Source organism: Leptolyngbya sp. BC1307 (assembly GCF_002286735.1).
Classification (GTDB): domain Bacteria; phylum Cyanobacteriota; class Cyanobacteriia; order Phormidesmidales; family Phormidesmidaceae; genus Phormidesmis.
Map to the genome: position 1 here is coordinate 199147 of NZ_NRTA01000001.1, position 17885 is coordinate 217031.

At 48.0% G+C, this 17885-nt stretch carries 14 protein-coding genes; all 14 read right to left on the bottom strand.

Annotation, left to right across the window (positions count from 1 at the left end; translation table 11 throughout):
- Positions 1-289: 289 nt before the first annotated feature.
- The 14 genes from CKL79_RS00950 to CKL79_RS01015 all read right to left on the bottom strand — a co-directional run bounded on the left by CKL79_RS00950 (position 290) and on the right by CKL79_RS01015 (position 17701).
- Positions 290-2716, bottom strand: a complete 2427-nt coding sequence (locus tag CKL79_RS00950) for a ligase-associated DNA damage response DEXH box helicase (RefSeq protein WP_121967703.1) — start codon at positions 2714-2716, stop codon at positions 290-292.
- Between the two features lie 90 nt (positions 2717-2806).
- Entirely contained in the window at positions 2807-3973 is a 1167-nt protein-coding gene (locus CKL79_RS00955) for a glycosyltransferase (protein ID WP_121967704.1), read from the bottom strand.
- A gap of 47 nt (positions 3974-4020) precedes the next feature.
- Positions 4021-5109: a UDP-glucose 4-epimerase GalE gene (galE, locus tag CKL79_RS00960; RefSeq protein WP_121967705.1), complete on the bottom strand. Its 1089-nt coding sequence runs from the start codon at positions 5107-5109 to the stop codon at positions 4021-4023.
- A 65-nt stretch (positions 5110-5174) separates the two neighbouring features.
- On the bottom strand, positions 5175-6239 hold the full coding sequence (locus CKL79_RS00965; RefSeq protein WP_205878944.1) for an O-antigen ligase family protein: 1065 nt from the start codon (positions 6237-6239) through the stop codon (positions 5175-5177).
- A 189-nt stretch (positions 6240-6428) separates the two neighbouring features.
- Positions 6429-7502, bottom strand: coding sequence for a glycosyltransferase (locus CKL79_RS00970; RefSeq protein WP_121967707.1), 1074 nt, complete (start codon positions 7500-7502; stop codon positions 6429-6431).
- Positions 7499-8650, bottom strand: coding sequence for a glycosyltransferase family 4 protein (locus tag CKL79_RS00975; RefSeq protein ID WP_121967708.1), 1152 nt, complete (start codon positions 8648-8650; stop codon positions 7499-7501). Before CKL79_RS00975 ends, CKL79_RS00970 begins: the two co-directional genes overlap by 4 nt.
- Positions 8651-8724: 74 nt before the next feature.
- Positions 8725-9423, bottom strand: coding sequence for a hypothetical protein (locus CKL79_RS00980; RefSeq protein ID WP_121967709.1), 699 nt, complete (start codon positions 9421-9423; stop codon positions 8725-8727).
- Between the two features lie 33 nt (positions 9424-9456).
- Positions 9457-10650 (bottom strand): glycosyltransferase family 4 protein, encoded by a 1194-nt coding sequence (locus tag CKL79_RS00985; RefSeq protein WP_121967710.1) that lies wholly within the window; start codon positions 10648-10650, stop codon positions 9457-9459.
- 4 nt (positions 10651-10654) lie between these two features.
- The gene (locus CKL79_RS00990) at positions 10655-11686 is read right to left on the bottom strand and encodes a glycosyltransferase (protein WP_121967711.1); all 1032 of its coding nucleotides are present in this window, start codon (positions 11684-11686) and stop codon (positions 10655-10657) included.
- Positions 11687-11902: 216 nt separating this feature from the next.
- Positions 11903-13150 (bottom strand): glycosyltransferase, encoded by a 1248-nt coding sequence (locus tag CKL79_RS00995; protein ID WP_121967712.1) that lies wholly within the window; start codon positions 13148-13150, stop codon positions 11903-11905.
- Positions 13147-13992, bottom strand: a complete 846-nt coding sequence (locus CKL79_RS01000; protein ID WP_121967713.1) for an FkbM family methyltransferase — start codon at positions 13990-13992, stop codon at positions 13147-13149. Before CKL79_RS01000 ends, CKL79_RS00995 begins: the two co-directional genes overlap by 4 nt.
- Positions 13993-14008: 16 nt before the next feature.
- Complete coding sequence (locus tag CKL79_RS01005; RefSeq protein ID WP_121967714.1) at positions 14009-15271, bottom strand: ABC transporter ATP-binding protein; 1263 nt, start codon at positions 15269-15271, stop codon at positions 14009-14011.
- A 44-nt stretch (positions 15272-15315) separates the two neighbouring features.
- On the bottom strand, positions 15316-16140 hold the full coding sequence (locus CKL79_RS01010) for an ABC transporter permease (protein WP_170943913.1): 825 nt from the start codon (positions 16138-16140) through the stop codon (positions 15316-15318).
- Between the two features lie 226 nt (positions 16141-16366).
- Positions 16367-17701: a glycosyltransferase family 4 protein gene (locus tag CKL79_RS01015; RefSeq protein ID WP_121967716.1), complete on the bottom strand. Its 1335-nt coding sequence runs from the start codon at positions 17699-17701 to the stop codon at positions 16367-16369.
- Positions 17702-17885 lie beyond the last annotated feature (184 nt).

Here is a 17885-nt window from a genome sequence, read left to right on the forward strand (position 1 = left end):
CCTCTGTCTTCTGATTCCTAGCACTGTGCTTCTGATTTATCGAAGCGCAGTGTTTTTGTATGGATAGAACAGCCGGATACCTCGGCTATTGTCAAATCCCTTTTGCAGGTGCTTGAACTGTGCCCAAGTTCTACCCTGCTGAATAGTGAGAACGTCGCCTCTGGCAATCTCGACCCGAGTAGAGGTTGATCTAGTAGCAGCTTTCATAATTTTACCTCAGGCAGTTAGGCAGCGGCTAAATCCAGGCTCAGAGCGCATTCATTAATCATAGCATTTTGACTTCTTGCCGCTACTTATCCCACTGTTTTTTGAGGCGTTCGATGCGATCGCGCAAGCTCTCATTGGTCAGCCGCGAACTCAGCCGCTCTACTAAGAGTGGAAAACCCAAAGGCGAAGGTCGCTTAATCTCCTGCCAAATTAGCTCTAGCGATCGCATTCGCTTCAGCGCCGCTGTCAATCTCGGCGTCTCCATCTGAAAATCAATCACCTCTCGCTCTGCCTGTTGCAGCAGCAAGTTCTCCGGCTCATACTTACTAAAGACCTCGTAGATCAGCGACGAACTAATCTGCACCTGATTGGCTGTCTTCTTTGAGCCCGGATACCCCTTAAAAACCAGTCCTGCTACCTGAGCAATCCCTCTAAACCGGCGCTGCGTTAGCTCAGAGATATTTAAGCTCTCTTTTATTTCCTCATACAGATTTCGCGTAGAGAAAAACTGTTGATCAAACAGCTTCGTAAACGGATAGTCCTTCGGCGCTAAAATCTCAAACCCATAGTCATTTACCGACACCGTGAAGGTCGCCTTTGCCAGCTGCGAAAATCGATATGCCCACAAAAAGCCCAGTCCCTCATGCACATTGCGCCCTTCAAACGGGTATACATACAGGTGCTGTCCCTCTCGCGTCTGACAGCACTCCACTAAAAACTGATCGGCTCCTGGCAAATGCGAAACCCGATCCTGCGCTGCCAAAATTGGCATGATGCACGCTATCTCAGGGCTTACATTCCCTTCCTTCGCCTGAGTGATTTCTTCTCGTATGTACTGGCTCAAACAATCTGAAATTGCAAGATGCCCGCCGCTCCAAACGGGCACCACGCTAGACTTTTTCTTCGCATTCTTCACATACAGGGTCATATCCTTCATCTGGAAATATTCTAGCTGTCGCCCTGCAAAAAAGAACACGTCTCCCTTTTTTAACCGCGATACAAAGTTCTCTTCTACTGTGCCGATTCGGCTGCCCTTGGCATAGGCAATCTTTACCTGCTGATTGCCCGTAATCGTACCAATGCTTAGCTTGTGCATTCGAGATATCTGCGGCGTAGAGATCGTATATAAGCCATCTTCTAAGATCAGCTTCTGATAGCGGGGATACGCCTTCAGGCATTTGCCGCCGTTCTGCAAAAAGTCTAGCATCCAGTCAAATTCTGCCTGCGATAGATCTCGGTAGGAGAACGTTTTTTTCACTGCCTCAAAAGTCTCTTTAGCGCCGAACCCATCGCCGCAGGCTAGCGTCACTAAATGTTGAATTAACACATCATAGGGCTTGTCTAAGGTATGACGAGACTCTATCTGACCGGCTGCTAGTCCCCGACGAAAGGCCGATATCTCCAAAAGTTCTAGCGCATTCGTCGGTAGAAAGAACACTTCAGAAGTGCCCCCCGGCAGATGAGCCGAGCGACCGGCTCGCTGCAAAAGCCGCGCCAGGTTTTTAGCGCTGCCGATTTGGACAATGCGCTCTACCGGCTGAAAATCTACGCCCAGGTCCAGAGAAGAGGTACAGACTACCCACTTAATACTGCCAGATTTAATCCCCGCTTCAATCGCCTGCCGGGTATCAAAATCAATTGAGCCGTGGTGCAGAGCAATCTGCTGCTCGTGGTCGGGCATCGAAAAGGTCAGGGCTTGAAACCACCGTTCGGCCTGCGATCGCGTATTCACAAAAATCAGCGTAGACTTCGCGATATCTAGCGCCGCTACCAGCGCCTCAAACATTCGCAGCCCCAAATGCCCTGCCCAAGGAAACGAATCTACTGACTCGGGCAGCACGCTGGTAATCACCGTCTGCCGCTGAATGTTTGACTGAATGATTGCCGGATGGCTGGTCGTTCCTGTCGCCGCCTCAGCTGCCTCCTGCAAATTTCCCAGCGTCGCTGAAATTGCCCAGGTCTGCACCGCCGGATTCAGCTGCCGTAAGCGCGACATACACAGCTCTGTCTGCGTTCCGCGCTTAGAAGACATCAGCTCGTGCCACTCGTCTAAGATCACGCAGCGCAGTGAGCTAAAGCGCTTAGCCGAATTTTTGTAAGAGAGCAATACCGCTAGTGATTCAGGTGTTGTGATCAAAATCTGCGGCATCTTCTTCACCTGCCGGTTCTTCACCGAAGACTTGGTGTCTCCCGTGCGCGACTCTACCGCAATTGGCCAGCCCATCTCTTCAATCGGTCGCCGAATTGACGCTTCGATGTCGCGGGAGAGCGATCGCAAAGGCGTAATATACAGCAGCCGTAACCCGCTAAGCGACTTACCCGCATTCACCTCAGCCAGCATTTGGGCCACTGGCCCCATCACCGCTCCGTAGGTTTTCCCCGACCCTGTCGGCACCTGAATAATGCCGTTCTTAGCAGTCAAATAGGCATCCCAGGTCTTTTGCTGAAAGGCAATTGGCTCCCAGTTTTGTCGGGCAAACCAATCGTGAATGGGGGTAAGAATAGGCACAGAGCAAGCTTGCGTACAGAGCTGCCCTTAGCCTAGCGAAAATTGAGCGCCTATTGGCTGACGCAGCCTATGTCCAAAGGCAAAGGGCAATCACGGGTTTGATAAAATGTTTTGGTAAGTGAGAGAGATTTCTTGAGCGATCACCCTCCAAGAATAGCGAGTCTTTGCTAAATTCAAACCATTTTGGCACAGTTTACGATGCAGCTCAGGCTGTGATATCACCTGGTAGAGAGCTTCAGAGAAGGCCATCTCATCAGCTTCGACCACAATGCCAGCCGCCGCCGCTGCAATCTCTGCCGAAATTTGAATGCCGGGTGTGATCACGACCGGCAGCTCTGCAATTAAGGCTTCTGCAACTGCAATCCCAAAGTTTTCAGAATGGGAAGGTAAAGCAAACACATCTGCACCCTGTAGCAGTAGTTGCTTGTCATCGCCAGCCACAAACCCTGCAAAAGTCACCTGTGTTTCAATTGAGAGTGTTTTAACTAGCGCTTTTAGCTTTTCTAGATACTGAGACTGACCGGTGCCTGCGAAGATAACATGACAGGGCTGTCTCTTTAATAAGTGGCTAATAGCCCTTATCAGCACCTCAGGCTGCTTTTTAGGGTGCAGACGTGAGAGAAAAAGGACAATCGGCACATCTTCAGGAATATCGTAGGCCCCGTGTAGCCTCTCCTTGGCATTCTGAATCTTCTCAGGAATAGCAACGCCCAACGGAATAGAGACAGCAGGCGTCCGAATACCGAACTGTGAGACATCTACCGTCTCTTCTGGAGAGGTACAGTGAATAGCAGCGGCATACTGCAAGTTACGGCGCTCAAGTAGCGCTGCATATAATTTCTTCTTTCGTACACTTTGAGATAGCGCCCAAGGCGTCAGCTGACCTAGTGGCCGCATAAGATAGGGAATCTTTCGCTGCCGCGCCGCGCGCGCTGTCCAGCTAGGCAGATAGGAGAAGAGATAGTGGGTATGCACCAGATCAAATTTCCCAAGATTCGCCCGATGCCAGCTATCTAGCGCCTTTGAATAGATAAATTCTTTAGCGCGAAGCGTACAGGGTAAAAAAGTGGTTGGAATATCCTGGTAAGCCACTAACTGATGAAGCGGTACGTCGAGAGGCTGATTGCCGTTGTCATTAGTCGTTAAGATCTGAATATCTGCGCCCATTGCCTGCAAACTCTGGCTGAGTCCTATCACTGCCTGAGTCGGTCCACCTAGCTGCGGGCTCAATGAGGGAATGACCTGAAGGATTTTCATAAGTGCCTTTGTGCCCTGCTGCTTTTAAGGAGGAATGCCTGCTGAGCTTATACGTGAACCTCTATTCCACAATCGGCAGCAAGCATCGTCATTTTTGAGAAACCGTCTTTTAGGGCGCTGTCTCTTAATACGCCGTCTGTGCCGTGTCGTTTTTGATGCCACTGCCAGGCATCGCTGAGAATCTTGTGCAAATCGCTATACTGCGGTTGCCAGCCCAAGACACGTCTTGCTTTTTCACTACCGCCTACCAAAATCGGTGGGTCGCCAAGGCGACGGCCACTTTCAATAACGGCCATGTCTTTTCCTGTTACTGAGCAGGCGGTGTCAATTACTTCTCGCACAGAAAAACCGCTGCCGTTGCCCAGATTAAAAAGGTTGGTTTCACCCCCGCTTAGGAGATGCTCCAACCCTAAAATATGAGCCTCAGCCAGATCGCTAACGTGTATATAGTCACGAATGCAGGTACCATCCGGCGTAGGATAATCAGTGCCGAGTATATTGATATAGTCGCGTTTTCCGAGAGCGGTGTAAAAAATTAAAGGAATGAGATGCGGCTCAGGCGTGTGATCTTCACCTATCCGACCTTCGGGGTCTGCGCCAGCAGCATTGAAATAGCGGAAGGTAACCGATTGAAACTGATAAGCCGTATAAAAGTCTTGAAGGATTCGCTCTACCGCGAGTTTACTAGCACCGTATGGATTGATCGGTCTTTGTAGCTGATCTTCAGAGATAGGGTTGCTATCAGGAATGCCATAGGTGGCACAGGTAGAAGAAAAGACAATCTTATTAACGCGGCAAGCAACCATCGCTTCTAAGAGTGTCAGAGTACCTACAACATTGTTTCGGTAATATCTTTGAGGATTTACAACCGATTCACCCACGTATGCATACGCGGCAAAGTGAATAACGGCTGAAATTGGATATTTTCTAAAAAGCTTAACAAGTAGAGGATAGTCATTGATATCACCGACAACCAACTCGACTCCAAGCACTGACTCAACCAGATCCCGGTGGCCATAGACAAGATTATCTAAGACAACAATGTTGTATCCTTTTTGTTTAAGCGCCAAGACAGTATGGGAGCCGATATAACCCGCACCGCCCGTCACTAAAACTGTAGGATTGAATAAGGGCATAGTCAGTTCTCTGAAGCAATATTTGAAATAACCTTACCTACCGCTCTTTAATCAGATGTGAGCAATCAGATGTGAGCGAGCAAGCCTCTTTTTTGGTAGTAAGCTCGCCTGATAGCCAGCATAAAAATCATCCAAAAGAGAAAAGAAAAGACATTGCCGGCAGATGTAATCGCGGGTTCAAAAATACACATCACTAGACCGCTCGCTAACACAGCCGCTAAAGTCACGAGCGCGTAGTTGCGCCAATACTTGACAAAGCAATAGGCGACAAATCCCCACATCAGGCCAAAAAAGCAGTAGGTTGCAGGCCAACCTAGCTGTACAGCGAGGCCATAATAGCTACTCATTACGCCATAGCCACGTAGCTGCAATTTGCTCAAAACTGTGCCGTAATAGTTATGAATGACATCGTCTGTTCCAAAGCCGTGCCCAAAGTCGGGGCGGTGGGCAATGTATGTCTTTGCTAGCTCCCAGAAGTAGGTGCGGTTTGACGCGGTTGATAAGGAAGTTTCTCTTAAAATATGGTTGGCAAATAAATCGGTCTGCGTGAATAGCGCCAACCCAATAACAACAAGTACTGAAACAGCGAGCGCTTGGCTAGAACGCTTAGCAAATAGTGATATTAAGATAGCCAGGGTTGCTACAGCTACCCCCAGCATGGCGGTACGGCTGCCGCAGGCAATCACGTTGAGAGAGAGTATGAGCGCGATCGCCAAAGGCAATTTTCGCCGAGTATAGAGCCACTGTGAGATTACCAAAGGAATCGCCAAACCCAAGATTAGGCCAATATGATTAGGATTGTTTAGAATCCCTCGAAATCTACCTACTAATAGCGCACCTGGCAGCACCAGCCCCGACAGCAGATTGATACTAAAGAAGATACCCAAAAAATTAGATAGCTTGCGCAGCAGCCATTGTTCTGAGAAATGGTCGGCATATTCCCACAGCGTCCAAAAAGAGCAGCCGTACAGTAGCAGCATGCTGATCGTTTTTTGCGCGGTGACCCAGGGCTCGATAGTCCATAGCTCGGAGGCCAAAAACAGCAGTAAAAAGGCGATAATTGCCCTATCTGCCCAGGTAAAGATTCTCCGTTTGAGCCCGGCTCTTCTAAAGCCTGACTGAACAGCCATTGCACAGCCAGCAAATAGCATAGCCCATCGCAGTATTTCACCGACTGCTGCTACCTGATTGAACCGTGATGCCGCTAGCAAAAAAGGCAATGTGTAGAATATTGGGAACTGCTTCCAAAAAAAGGCATACATAGGGTTAACCCGGTAGCGTCAGGACAAATGAGAACTTGGCTTGCGAGAAGCTGTTCATTACCGCCATCTGCTGTTATTAGCACTTTGAAGCTGGTGCAGACCCGTCAACAGAGTCTCACTCCAGAGCTGAGGAGTATATTGCTTAGACAGTTCGTAGCTCGCTTGGCCATAGGCAAATCGCCGCTGCTCGGTAAGTGAGTGCATTGCCTTGAGTGCAGCGGTCAGCTCTCGGACAGAGCCTGAGGTAAATCTAAAGCCGTTGTGATAAGGGCGCAGCAGATGTACGCCTGAGCCACAGGCATCGGAGAGAATCAGCGGTAGGCCACTAGCGGCGGCTTCTTGAGCCGCAACGCCCCAGGGTTCAAAGCGACTGGGCAGCACAAAGGCTGATGCCCCTTGCAGCAGTTGCGGTAGCGCTGCCGGTTGAACAAATCCTTTGTCTTCAGCGCCTGCTGCCACTAGCGTATCGCGCAATGGGCCTGCACCGGCACAGATGAGCGGCCACGGATCTTCTACTTGCTGACGATAAGCCTGGTAAGCCGCTGCGAGTGTATCTAATCCTTTTTCGGGGGCATAGCGCCCGACGTAAAGAAAGTGAGGCTTTGGCCGTTTTGCTAGTTGAGCGATGGGCTGAGCAAAGGTGTGCCAATCGCAGGCATAGTAGCCGTCCCAGCAGCGATCGCCCCCATAACCCAGCGATTCAGCCAAATGGCGCTGCCGCTCTCCGGTCACCCACAAGATATCAATAAACTTTTGCACATGCAAAGGCGCTATCCAGGTAGCAAGATGCTGACGCAGTGAGCCTTTCCACTGGGTATCACAACCTGCAATCACCGGAATTCCGCTGGTTTTGAGCTGGCGACAAATGCGACTATAGCCTCGATCTCGCCAACCGCTTACCAGAACCGCTGTGGGATGAAACGCTAGAATCTTGTTCAGAATCGATTGGTCGCTCTGCTTATAGCGGTTAAAAACTTCACCTAATTTTGCATAAGTAGAGGGGTCAAAAGGCGCGTCTGGCTGATTGGGCCAGGCATATATCAGAATTTCGGCGTTAGCTTGCTGCTTAAACTCGCGCAGACAGGCGGCCAAATAGCCCGACAGCCGGGTATGAAGCAGAACAAGTTTCATCTTGTGGCAACTCTCCTCTCGATAGCCTCTAATGTCTGCGCGGCAATGCGATCCCAGGTAAACGACTGTACCTGCTCTAGAGAAGCTTGCTTCATTGCGCTTAATGCTGCTTTATTCAGACTCAGTATGTGGTTAACTGCCTGAATGATGCCCAAAATACTAACCTCTGGTAAAAGCACCCCGTTTTTATCATTGACCAAGAGCCGAACTGCGCCTACATCTGTGCCCACTACCGCCAGGCCAGAGGCCATACCTTCTAAGATTACGTTGGGCATGCCTTCAGAGTGAGAAGGGCAGAGCAAAACATCGGCTTGATGTAGTTCGTGTTTGAGTAGGGTGTCATCGCTGATTGGGCCAGCGTAGCTGACATGGGGAAAGGCCAGACGCTGATCTATTGGAATAGGGCCGATGAAGCGAAACTCAGCATAGTTTTGCCAGTTGGGGTTAGCTGCGATCGCCGCCTGCAATTCCTCAATTCCCTTACGCCGTTCATAGCGCCCTACAAAGACAAACCGCACAGTCCTAATGGGAGCTTTTCTTTCTTCTACCAGCCACGAAGCGTCTATCCCGCCAGGAATCTCAATAATTTTTTGCTCAGAGATATTCAGCCGGTTCTGGATGAGTTCAGTGATGCGGCCACCATAGGAGAAAAGATAGTCAGCCTCATGAGCATGGCGGTAAAAACTCGGACGCAGCAGACAGTTTTCTAAACCGGCTCTGACATTAGCCGATGGCTGAAACATCTCAAACCCGTGCAGATTTACGCCCACAGCCGGAAGCCTGGTACCCCAGCGCTTCGCTTTCACAAAGGCCCAGGCAGTCAGGCTTTTTGCAATGACAAAGTCTGCAGCAGGTCTCTTTTGATACTGTTGGTAGGCTGCGATAGAAAACCGCTTCAAAGCACGGATATAGTGACCCGGCAGATGGTCGCTTCTGTGCCAGGGAATGGCAATGCTAAAAACGTTCTCTTTTTCTGCGGTTGTCATGCCGTCAAGCGCACTGATATGCTTCGCTTCGGCAAAATCTGTATGATAGAGGTCGACCTCTACACCTGAGCGAGCCAGACTTCTAACCAGGTTGAAACTATGGCGCTGCAGGCCGCCCATAACATAGGGGGTAATTCCTGTACTCAACAGAGAGATTTTCATAGAAGTTCTGCAGTCATTTCCGAAAGGTCAAGACTTACCGTTATTCGAAACCGGCCCTGAGAAGCGCTGCTTGATTAAGCCAACTGATAGCTGGTGTTTAGTCGGGCTGTAAAGTCTAAGAACTCCTTTTCGAGTTCATCAGCTGCGGGCACCTTGATGGAGTCCTTGTGGACAAAATCGTCAATGTGAACGCCAGATAAGAGGGGAATTTGAGCTAACGCTTTTGGCATATCTTGTCCATAGAGGATGGGGATACCGCCTAGCTCAGAAAACGATTGCAGTCCACATCGATAGTGTGACAGCATTTCTTGATCGGAATGACCAAACTTCTTCTTTGAGGAGAGCCACCATCCATGCGGCTCACGCGCTACAAAAACTTTCTCTACCGGTTTGCTGCCAAAGACCTCACTGAGAAAATCTACCTCCTGAGAAGTTCCGGTTGCTTGTTTGATGACAATATCGATACGGTTTCCGCCGCCGACATTCGCATTCTTCAGCAGGTTTTTTCTAAAGTCGGCAAACATTTTATCCATATTCAGACGCGATCGCTCGCGGCATTTAGCCCTTAGAAAGGGCTCGGCAAACTCATGCAGCATCCAGTCTCCGCAGCCCCGACGCGATATCTTCATAAATTGATTGAGCGTATAGCTGGTGCCCCCTCGATGATGACCATATATATATACCCAGGAGACCTTGCGGCCCATATCACCCTGATTGGTCAGCAGGTTTAGTAGCTGTCTAGATTTGTAATAAGGAGTGCTGTAGTAATTCATGGCAATACTGAAGCCGTCTATATTTTTAATCAGTCAATAAATAGCTAACGATGAGATCCGGCGATACAGGTCTGTCAATGCCGAGAGATGATGTTTAGGAGAAAACTGCTTTAGTGCGATCGCCCGCCCGGCCTTTCCCATCTGAGCCGCATATTCACTATCAGTACATAGTTTACCCAGCGCTGCGGCAAGTCTGGCACTATCTTTTGCCGGTACAATCGAGCCAGTGACGCCATCCTCTAACCACTCTCTCACTCCACCAACATCAAAAGCGACGACTGGGCGCTCGTGCATCATCGCCTCGATTCCCACGATGCCAAACGCCTCCGGATAAACTGAAGGGAAGGCAACGATGCTGCAGCTGTGAAAGCATCTTTGAATTTCATCCCGGCATAGCCATCCGTAAAACTTGCAGTGGTTGTTTAGCCCTAGCTCTTGAGCGTATTGTTCAAAAAACTCGCGTTCGTGACCGTCGCCTACAATCTCCAGGCGTGAGTCAATTCCTAAATCACAAGTTATCTTCAAAGCATCGAGCAGATGATGTAGCCCTTTTTCTCTGGTTAGCCTGCCGACAAACAAAACAATAGGCGTGCTATTTTCTGGCGGCGGACTAGGTTTTATTACTGAAGTAAAATAGGGAATGGTCTGAATCTTCTGCTCAGGAAACCCAGCTTCCATCGCCTGGCTAGCGGTCCAATGAGAATTTGCTATGAGCGCTGCATAGCGGTTTGCTGCCGTTTTACGCTCGTAAAACGTGTTTCGCAAAGCGGCAGATAAGCGCTTAGGATGCCGATTGCAGCAGCGCTTTTGGTAGGCGTGCCAGATACAGTGAAGCCCGCACGGCAGCAAACAAGGTGTCTCATCCGTTCGCCAAAATTTACCCTGTCCGGGACAAAATATTCGTGGCTCGTGAATTGTTCGCACAACTGGCCCCTGTGAAAACAAAAAATCTAGTAAAACAGGATCTGATAGACTATGGACGTGAAAAATTACGGGCTGGCCATCCTTCTCTTCTCTGAGAATTTTTCCAAGGTTTCGCAAATTGTCGCAAACCTCTCTCTCAGGAAATTTCGCATCAGCGACACATATGCGTTTTCCGTTTCGCCGAATACCTATCCAACGAGACTGCCAGCCGCTGGCCTCTAATAGGGGCTGTAGGGAAGATAAATATACTTCGACGCCGCCAGCGTTATGGACTTTATCGTTAATGTGAATAATACGAGTCATTAGTCTATTTAGCTGCCAGGCAGTTTTTTATTATTTTTGCTTTAGCTGCAAATATCTTATCCCAGGTAAAGTCCTGAGCAATTCGCTGGTGCAGGCGATCGCCCTTTTGAATAAATCTGCTAGGATCATTCGCCAAATCCGTTATAGTCCTAGACAAGCTCTTCGCATCTTCCGGTTCAAAAAACTCTATTTCTGATTCATTAAACCAGCGCTGAAAATTGTGGACTTTTGGGACTAATACCACACATTTAGCAGCGCCATAGTCAAACAGCTTCATCTGTGATTGATATTTTGGTACGCCAGGAATCAAACCCACGTGAATTTGCTTTAAGTTCTCAGCTAGCTCATCCCGGTTTAGGAATCCATGATCCACAACGTCCATACAGGTGTGTAATTCGTCTCTAATTGTCTCTAGCCCGCTGCCGATTAGATGTAAACAAAGTTTGGATCGAGTAGTTGGGTCTAGTTCTTTAATCGAATCAATGAGCAGCTGCGGCTGGTGATGAGCCATCAAGCGAGCAATCAAGGCAATATGGACTTTTCCACTGAATACCTTTTCGCATTCAGAAAAGCTTTTTAGAAAGTCAGACTCTACGCCATTTTCTACGTTACTCCAGTTTTTACTTTTGAGCTGCCAGTAGTCTCCGTAGCTACCTACGAAGAAGACGTGCTGAGCAATGGAATATGTAAGCCGCTCAATCCATCGATTGACTGGGACTAACAGAGAGGAATAGTATTTCTGCCTGCCCTCAAACTGGAGGCCGTTAGCCTCAATAAAGCAGGGAATCTTAAGAATATATAGAAAAAATGGAAGCGGATCGAGAAAAGCAGCTCTAACATAGACAAAGTCTACGTCTTCTCTCAAAATTTCTCGCAGTAGTATCAGTGCTTTGGCGATAGAGATCGTGAAAGCTTTAAGGTCTCGAAAACTGCCATAAAGATAGCTTTTATAGATATTTTTAGGTAGGGGGACTAAAGGTGATTTTCTATCTTTTGATGCATTAGACTGATGGCGCTGATGCGGTCGAGGCAGCATCTGCTGGAGTGCAAAGTATTTTCGAAGCTCTCGTATGCCAGTAGCTATATGGTGACAAGCACCCGAGGAGGAATCTAGACAACTCGCTTCCGTCACCACATATGCGCAGCTAAACTGCTTCGTCTTAGATAAGACATCACAGCCCGAGTGTTCAGCGAATGGTGGAGCGTCGTTATTCTGCACTTTATTGATTCTCTAGTGGTAAGTTCTAACTTTTTACCGATATGAGGATGATAAATGGTCAACTGTGGTACTTGCATAAAGATTTTCGAACGAATCTATCATGCTGTTTGCCGAAAACTTTGATTCAACAAATTTTCGCCCCTGTCTACCAAATCGAACAACAGCTTCACGATCTTCAAGAAAGAATCTGATAGCCCGCTTGATGGCTGAGACATCGCCTGGAGGACAAAGCAGACCTGTTTCACCATCAATTAGGCTATCAGGCATTCCACCAATGGAACTTGCGATGACAGGCAACCCGGTGGCCTGTGCTTCTGCAAATACCACTCCCTGAGCCTCAATCTCTCCGGAGAAACTCCTTACGCCAGTCAAGCAAAAAAGGTCTGCAGCCTGTAATTCACAAAGTACCTCATGGCTCGTTTTTGCCCCTACCAATTGAATCTTGGACGAATGCTTGCTATCGTGAACTTGTACATTGAGAAGCTGCTTCAAAGGACCGTATCCAACAATTTTGAGTTCAAGATTTTGTCCTTCATCAAGAAGTTCACTCACAGCCTGAATTAAGAACGCATGTCCTTTCACCTCAACCAAACGCCCAACTGAAACTATTCGCAGTGGCTGAGCCGTTGCGATAACCCGCTCCTTGTAGGTAAAGTAATTCGTATCGATTCCCATCGGAACTTTGGTAATTTGTTTGGACGCAGCACCTAGCGATTCCACTCGCTGCTGCATGAACGCGGACCCTACAGTATGGATGAGGGGAAGACCGAACAGTTCCTGATACATTAGTTTGCCTCGTACCTCAGGCATATGATTGGCATCAGGGCCATGCCATGTCACTACTGTTGGGCATTGAGGTAATCGGTACCGAACTAGCGCGCCAGCCCTTGAGCCAGAGTGAATATGCAAAACATCAGGTTCTATCTCGTCGATCACCTGCCAAATTTCGCGAGCCCAAAACATCTCACGACGAGTCCAGGGAGGAGATGTGGATAAGTATTTCAGCATCTTGGTATGCCGGATAGAAACCGTCAACACCCGATAAAGATTTTGGAATTGGCTTTGTCCAAAGCAGGGAACATTAATTCTTTTAACGCCAGCGCGATCTATTTCTTCAATTTCGCAGTACTGTATGTCCTTGCTGGATCCACAGCTAATCGCACTAACACAATACCCACGGTCAGCAAGACCCAGCACATGCTGTTTAATGAAGGTTTCCGATCTGACTGGAAAGCTTCCGGCAATGACAATAATCTTAGCAGGCTGAGTATAAGACCTCACTGTACTTGTGTCTCACCACCGATATAGACTGATATAAAGTTCTCATTTTTGTATATCTGACCAGAGCCTCTTTTCAGTCTCTTGGTCTTGAAACCTTTGCTCTTCAAGTAAAGAGCTAGCTCTGTATGTTCAAAGTTGCCTTCACTGTCTACAGGTGCTTCGAAAACGATTGCTTTCGGCGGCAGTTCACTTAGCAGCCTGTCGGCTCCCTTCAAGACATGAATTTCCCAGCCTTCAACATCTATTTTTATTAGAGTAGGTGGCTTGACATTGCCTTCAAATATCAGCGTGTCAACTGTTGTACATTGCACTTCAATACCTAAGCTAGCATCGTTTGATTCCTCAGAAGACTTCAGCGAAAAGGTTCCTGTATTATTCTGTTTTTCAGGATAAAGGATTTTAGACTTCATAGAGTCGCTAAGAGCTACATTAATAGGATTATAAGCATGATGGTTTAAGCGATTATTCATCTGAAGAGTGGCAAAATTGTCAGGATGTGCTTCAAATGAATATACTTTCTGGACCTTTGGGGATTCTGCTGCGCGAATTGAAAAGATACCAATGTGAGCACCGATATCCCAAACAACTTCCGATACAATAGCATACTCTTCCAGAGCGGCCCAGACTTCAGGTTCATAAGCGCCAACTTTAAGGATCCGGTTATCAGGCGTCTGCTTGACGTTTAAGCAAATTAGGCTCTTGTCGCAATACTTCAAGACTACTCTAGGGTTTCCTATCAGGTCCATCATCTTATACAATAATCGAAGCTTCATTGGATGGTCAAAGCCTCTGTAGTAAATAGCAAGCAGCGCAGATAGTGGTCTCGCAAGTGTCTTAGACATAGTTAAAAATCGTTAGTTACTTTTTTAGATTCAGACTGAGCTTAGAGACTTCAAAATTTAGCTCTAAAAAGCCTCTGTTCTTTTGTGCGTAGGGTGGAATATCCCCTTCTGATTGATTATTGGTCACAGTGAGATCTGCTAGATCCAGGAATTGTTTTCTCGTCACCTCGTTACTGACAAAGAGGCCAATCTTATATTCTCCCTCCACCAGGTTTAAGCCTTTCACAGAAACTCTGATTTCAAGGTCTTTGTTAGGCCAAACGATATACTCAGTATCCGATTTCCGCATATCTATCACACCTATACGAACACCCATCGCCGAGTATAGCAATAGGCAAAGATCGGAGAGGCGCGATCGCTGTACCGAAGAAAAAATCAAATGAACGATCAAATCTTCACCACTGCGCAAGATGCTGGGCTGTAGCTTCAATAAACTAAGACTTAAACCCTGATCAATCTTAAAAGCATTCTCACTTGAATCTATTGCTTGAGCACTGCTCTCGTTCAGGTATCGATAAATTTGCTCAGAAGTATTGCCCTGAGAGATTACTCTACCGCCCTTCAGAAAGATAGCCTGGTTGCACAAGGTTTGCAGAGCCGCCATATTATGGCTGACAAAGAGTACTGTTCTACCCTCACGGCTGACATCTTCCATCTTTCCCAGACATTTTTTTTGAAAAGACGCATCGCCAACAGCCAACACCTCATCTATTATCAAAACCTCTGGCTCTAGATGCGCTGCTACAGCAAACGCCAACCGCACATACATGCCAGAAGAGTAGCGCTTAACTGGCGTGTCGAGAAATTTCTCCACCTCAGCAAATGCCACAATCTCATCAAACTTACGCGTGATCTCTACCTTACTCATGCCTAAAATGGCACCGTTAAGATAGATATTCTCTCGGCCCGTTAGCTCTGGATGAAACCCCGTACCGACTTCTAGCAGACTTGCCACTCGACCCTTAATGCAAATTCGCCCGGTTGTTGGCTCCGTAATTCGGCTCAGCACCTTGAGTAAAGTAGACTTGCCCGCACCGTTACGACCAATAATGCCGACGCGATCGCCCTGCTTTATTTCAAAAGAAACATCTTGCAGCGCCCAAAAGTCTTCTGTTTTTAGGCTGTGGCCTTTCAGCTTTGAACGCTTTAAGCGCCCAGACCAGCCTTTTACGTTATTAGCAACAACATCGCGCAGAGCCATATACTGCTGACCCTCTTGTCGATGGTTCAGGATGTATCTTTTACCTAGGTTCTCAGCACGGATAGCGGTGTTAGACATAAACTCAACCTGACTGCTTAATAGAGATTTGACGACCGGCTTTCTCAAATCACATCGGCAAACGTGCGCTCTACCTTGCGAAAATACTGGATTCCAGTGATGCAGAGCAGCACTACTAGTCCTAGGGAGAGCGCAAAACCCGGCAAATAGATCTGTGATTCGCTTCCGAGTATTGCCCAGCGGAAGCCATCAATTACACCCACCATAGGATTGACCGAGTACAGCAGCCGCCACCGCTCGGGCACAATGCTACTACTGAAGCCGACAGGCGAGATATATAGGCCAAACTGCACCAGAAAGGGCACAATGTAGCGAAAATCTCGGTACTTTACGTTTAGCGAGCACAGCCACAGTCCGCAGCCCATTGAAGCTGCAAAAGCAATCAAAATAAATACCGGTAGCGTTATAATTCGCCAGCTCGGCACAAAGTTATACCAGGTCATAAGCCCCAGCAAAATTATGCCTGAGATCAAGAAATCTACGAAGCTGACGACTACAGCGCTAGTCGGAATGACTAGCCGAGGAAAATATACCTTAGAGATCAAATTGGCATTGCCAATTAGACTATTGCTACTCTCTGAAAGTGAGTTCGCAAAAAACTGCCAGGGCAGCATCGCTGAGAACACTAAAATAGGATAGGGTACCCCTTCCGAAGGTAGCTTAGCCAGACTGCCGAACACAACGGTAAAGACAATCATTGTTAGAAACGGACGAATAAGCGCCCAAGCTATACCAATAGACGTTTGCTTATAGCGAACTAAAATGTCTCGCCAGGCTAAAAAATAAAACAGCTCTCGATAGTGCCAAATATCTCGCCAGTATTGCTTTTCGGCGCGGCCTGCTTCAATGATAAGTTCTGACGTTTCCATCTTCATAGACCTCGCATCGCATTTGCGCGCTCCCTTTAAAGTGAGTCTATTGCCTGCAAAATGACTGTTTGGTATGAAAAGGACTTTCCATCGCTTGAACCGCTGTCAATAGTGACGCTTTCGCTCTATTCGCAGAAACTTCGGAAAGGCAGCTAGAAAATCACAGTTACAACAGTCATTCTTGATTATTAAACCGCAGCTTCTCTGATTAACCAACCGTAGATTCCTAAGCGTGGAAGATTTTTTTTGCGACTCGCTCACACGTAGGTATCCTCTCTAACACTTTCAGGTACTGCTGAGAAACCAGAGCAGACGTAAAGTGAGATTGTACATATCGACGGCCAGATTCGCCAAGGCGCTCTGCTTCATTGTGATTTTGAGAAAGATAGCGAATATAGTTTGCTAGCGCCTCAGCCTCACCATTATTAAAGGCGCGACCGCTCTGAGCAGCGGCTAATAGCGGTCCCAAATAGGAACTAGGCGGACAGATAGCTACGATGGGCCTACCAGTCGCCATCGCCGGATATAACTTACTAGGCGCAACCAAACTCTCCATACCTACGGCTACGCTGACCAGCGATAGGTCGCAGGCAGTGAGCGAATAAGGTAAAACTGCCTTCTCTTGATAGGGCAGAAATAGAAAATTGGTGAGGCTTGCGGCTGAGACGGCTTCTATTAAAGGCTGACGCTTTGCCCCACCGCCTACGCACACAAACAAGATAGGATCATCTTTCAGTTGCTGAGCTGCTGCCAGAATAGTCTCTACGTCGTGACAGCGACCCATATTACCGGAGTAAAGGACAACAAAAGCACTAGTCAACCTGTGTTCTCTAGCAAACCAATTGTCTTTCTTAGCAATGGGCACCATCTGCTCAGTGTTTGTCCAGCTGTGAATAACTGAAATCTTGTCCTTAACGGCTGGGCAGTGTTCCGCAATTCGCTGCTTCATAGAAGGGCTGAGCACAATGATGCCAGCCGATCTTTGCCAAATCTGACAGTTGATAAAGCGCCAGGCTCTGGCAATAGGGTGGTTGGCTTTAACAACTTCTAGCTCAATGGCAATGTCAGGGTAGAGGTCATAGAGTAAGCAGACGTAGGGTAACCCGAGGAAAACGTTGGCCAAGTAGCCAATAATAGGCAAAAAAGGGGGCGCGGTCGTGACCAGCAAGACCTGATAGTCTTTGTAGCGACGGATTAGATGGGTGATAGTACGGATGGCAAACAACAGACCATTAACCGCCTTACCCCGGATGCGGCTAGGGAAAAATTGGGTCATGCGCGATCGCTTCACCCAAACCCCCGCTGTCTGTTCGACCTGAGGAGCCTGATCTTTGGCAAAGGCATACGCAGGCTGACCGGTAAAGACACTCACGCTGACTTGCTGGCGACTTAGCTGCTTAGCCAACTCTTCGATCAGCTGCCCAGTGGCGGCAAAATCGGGCGGAAAAAACTGCGTTAAGATCAGCAGCCGTAACGGCTCAGAGGTGGTTGCCGACTGGTTTTTGTATACCGCACGCTTCGGTACGCGAGCGCGCCAATCTAAAGGTTTCTCGAATACCATATTTTTTCTCTTGCAGAACTAGCAGGGAGAACATCACCCGCTGAGTAGATCCGATAAATGGTCATAGCCATAGTCTTTCCGCTGCGGAAAGGTGAGCGATCGCTGAAACGCTCACATCAGGCAGATGCGATACCTGTGTAGTTAAACTTCCCTTCATGAAGAGAGAACTAAGCACTTACGGTCA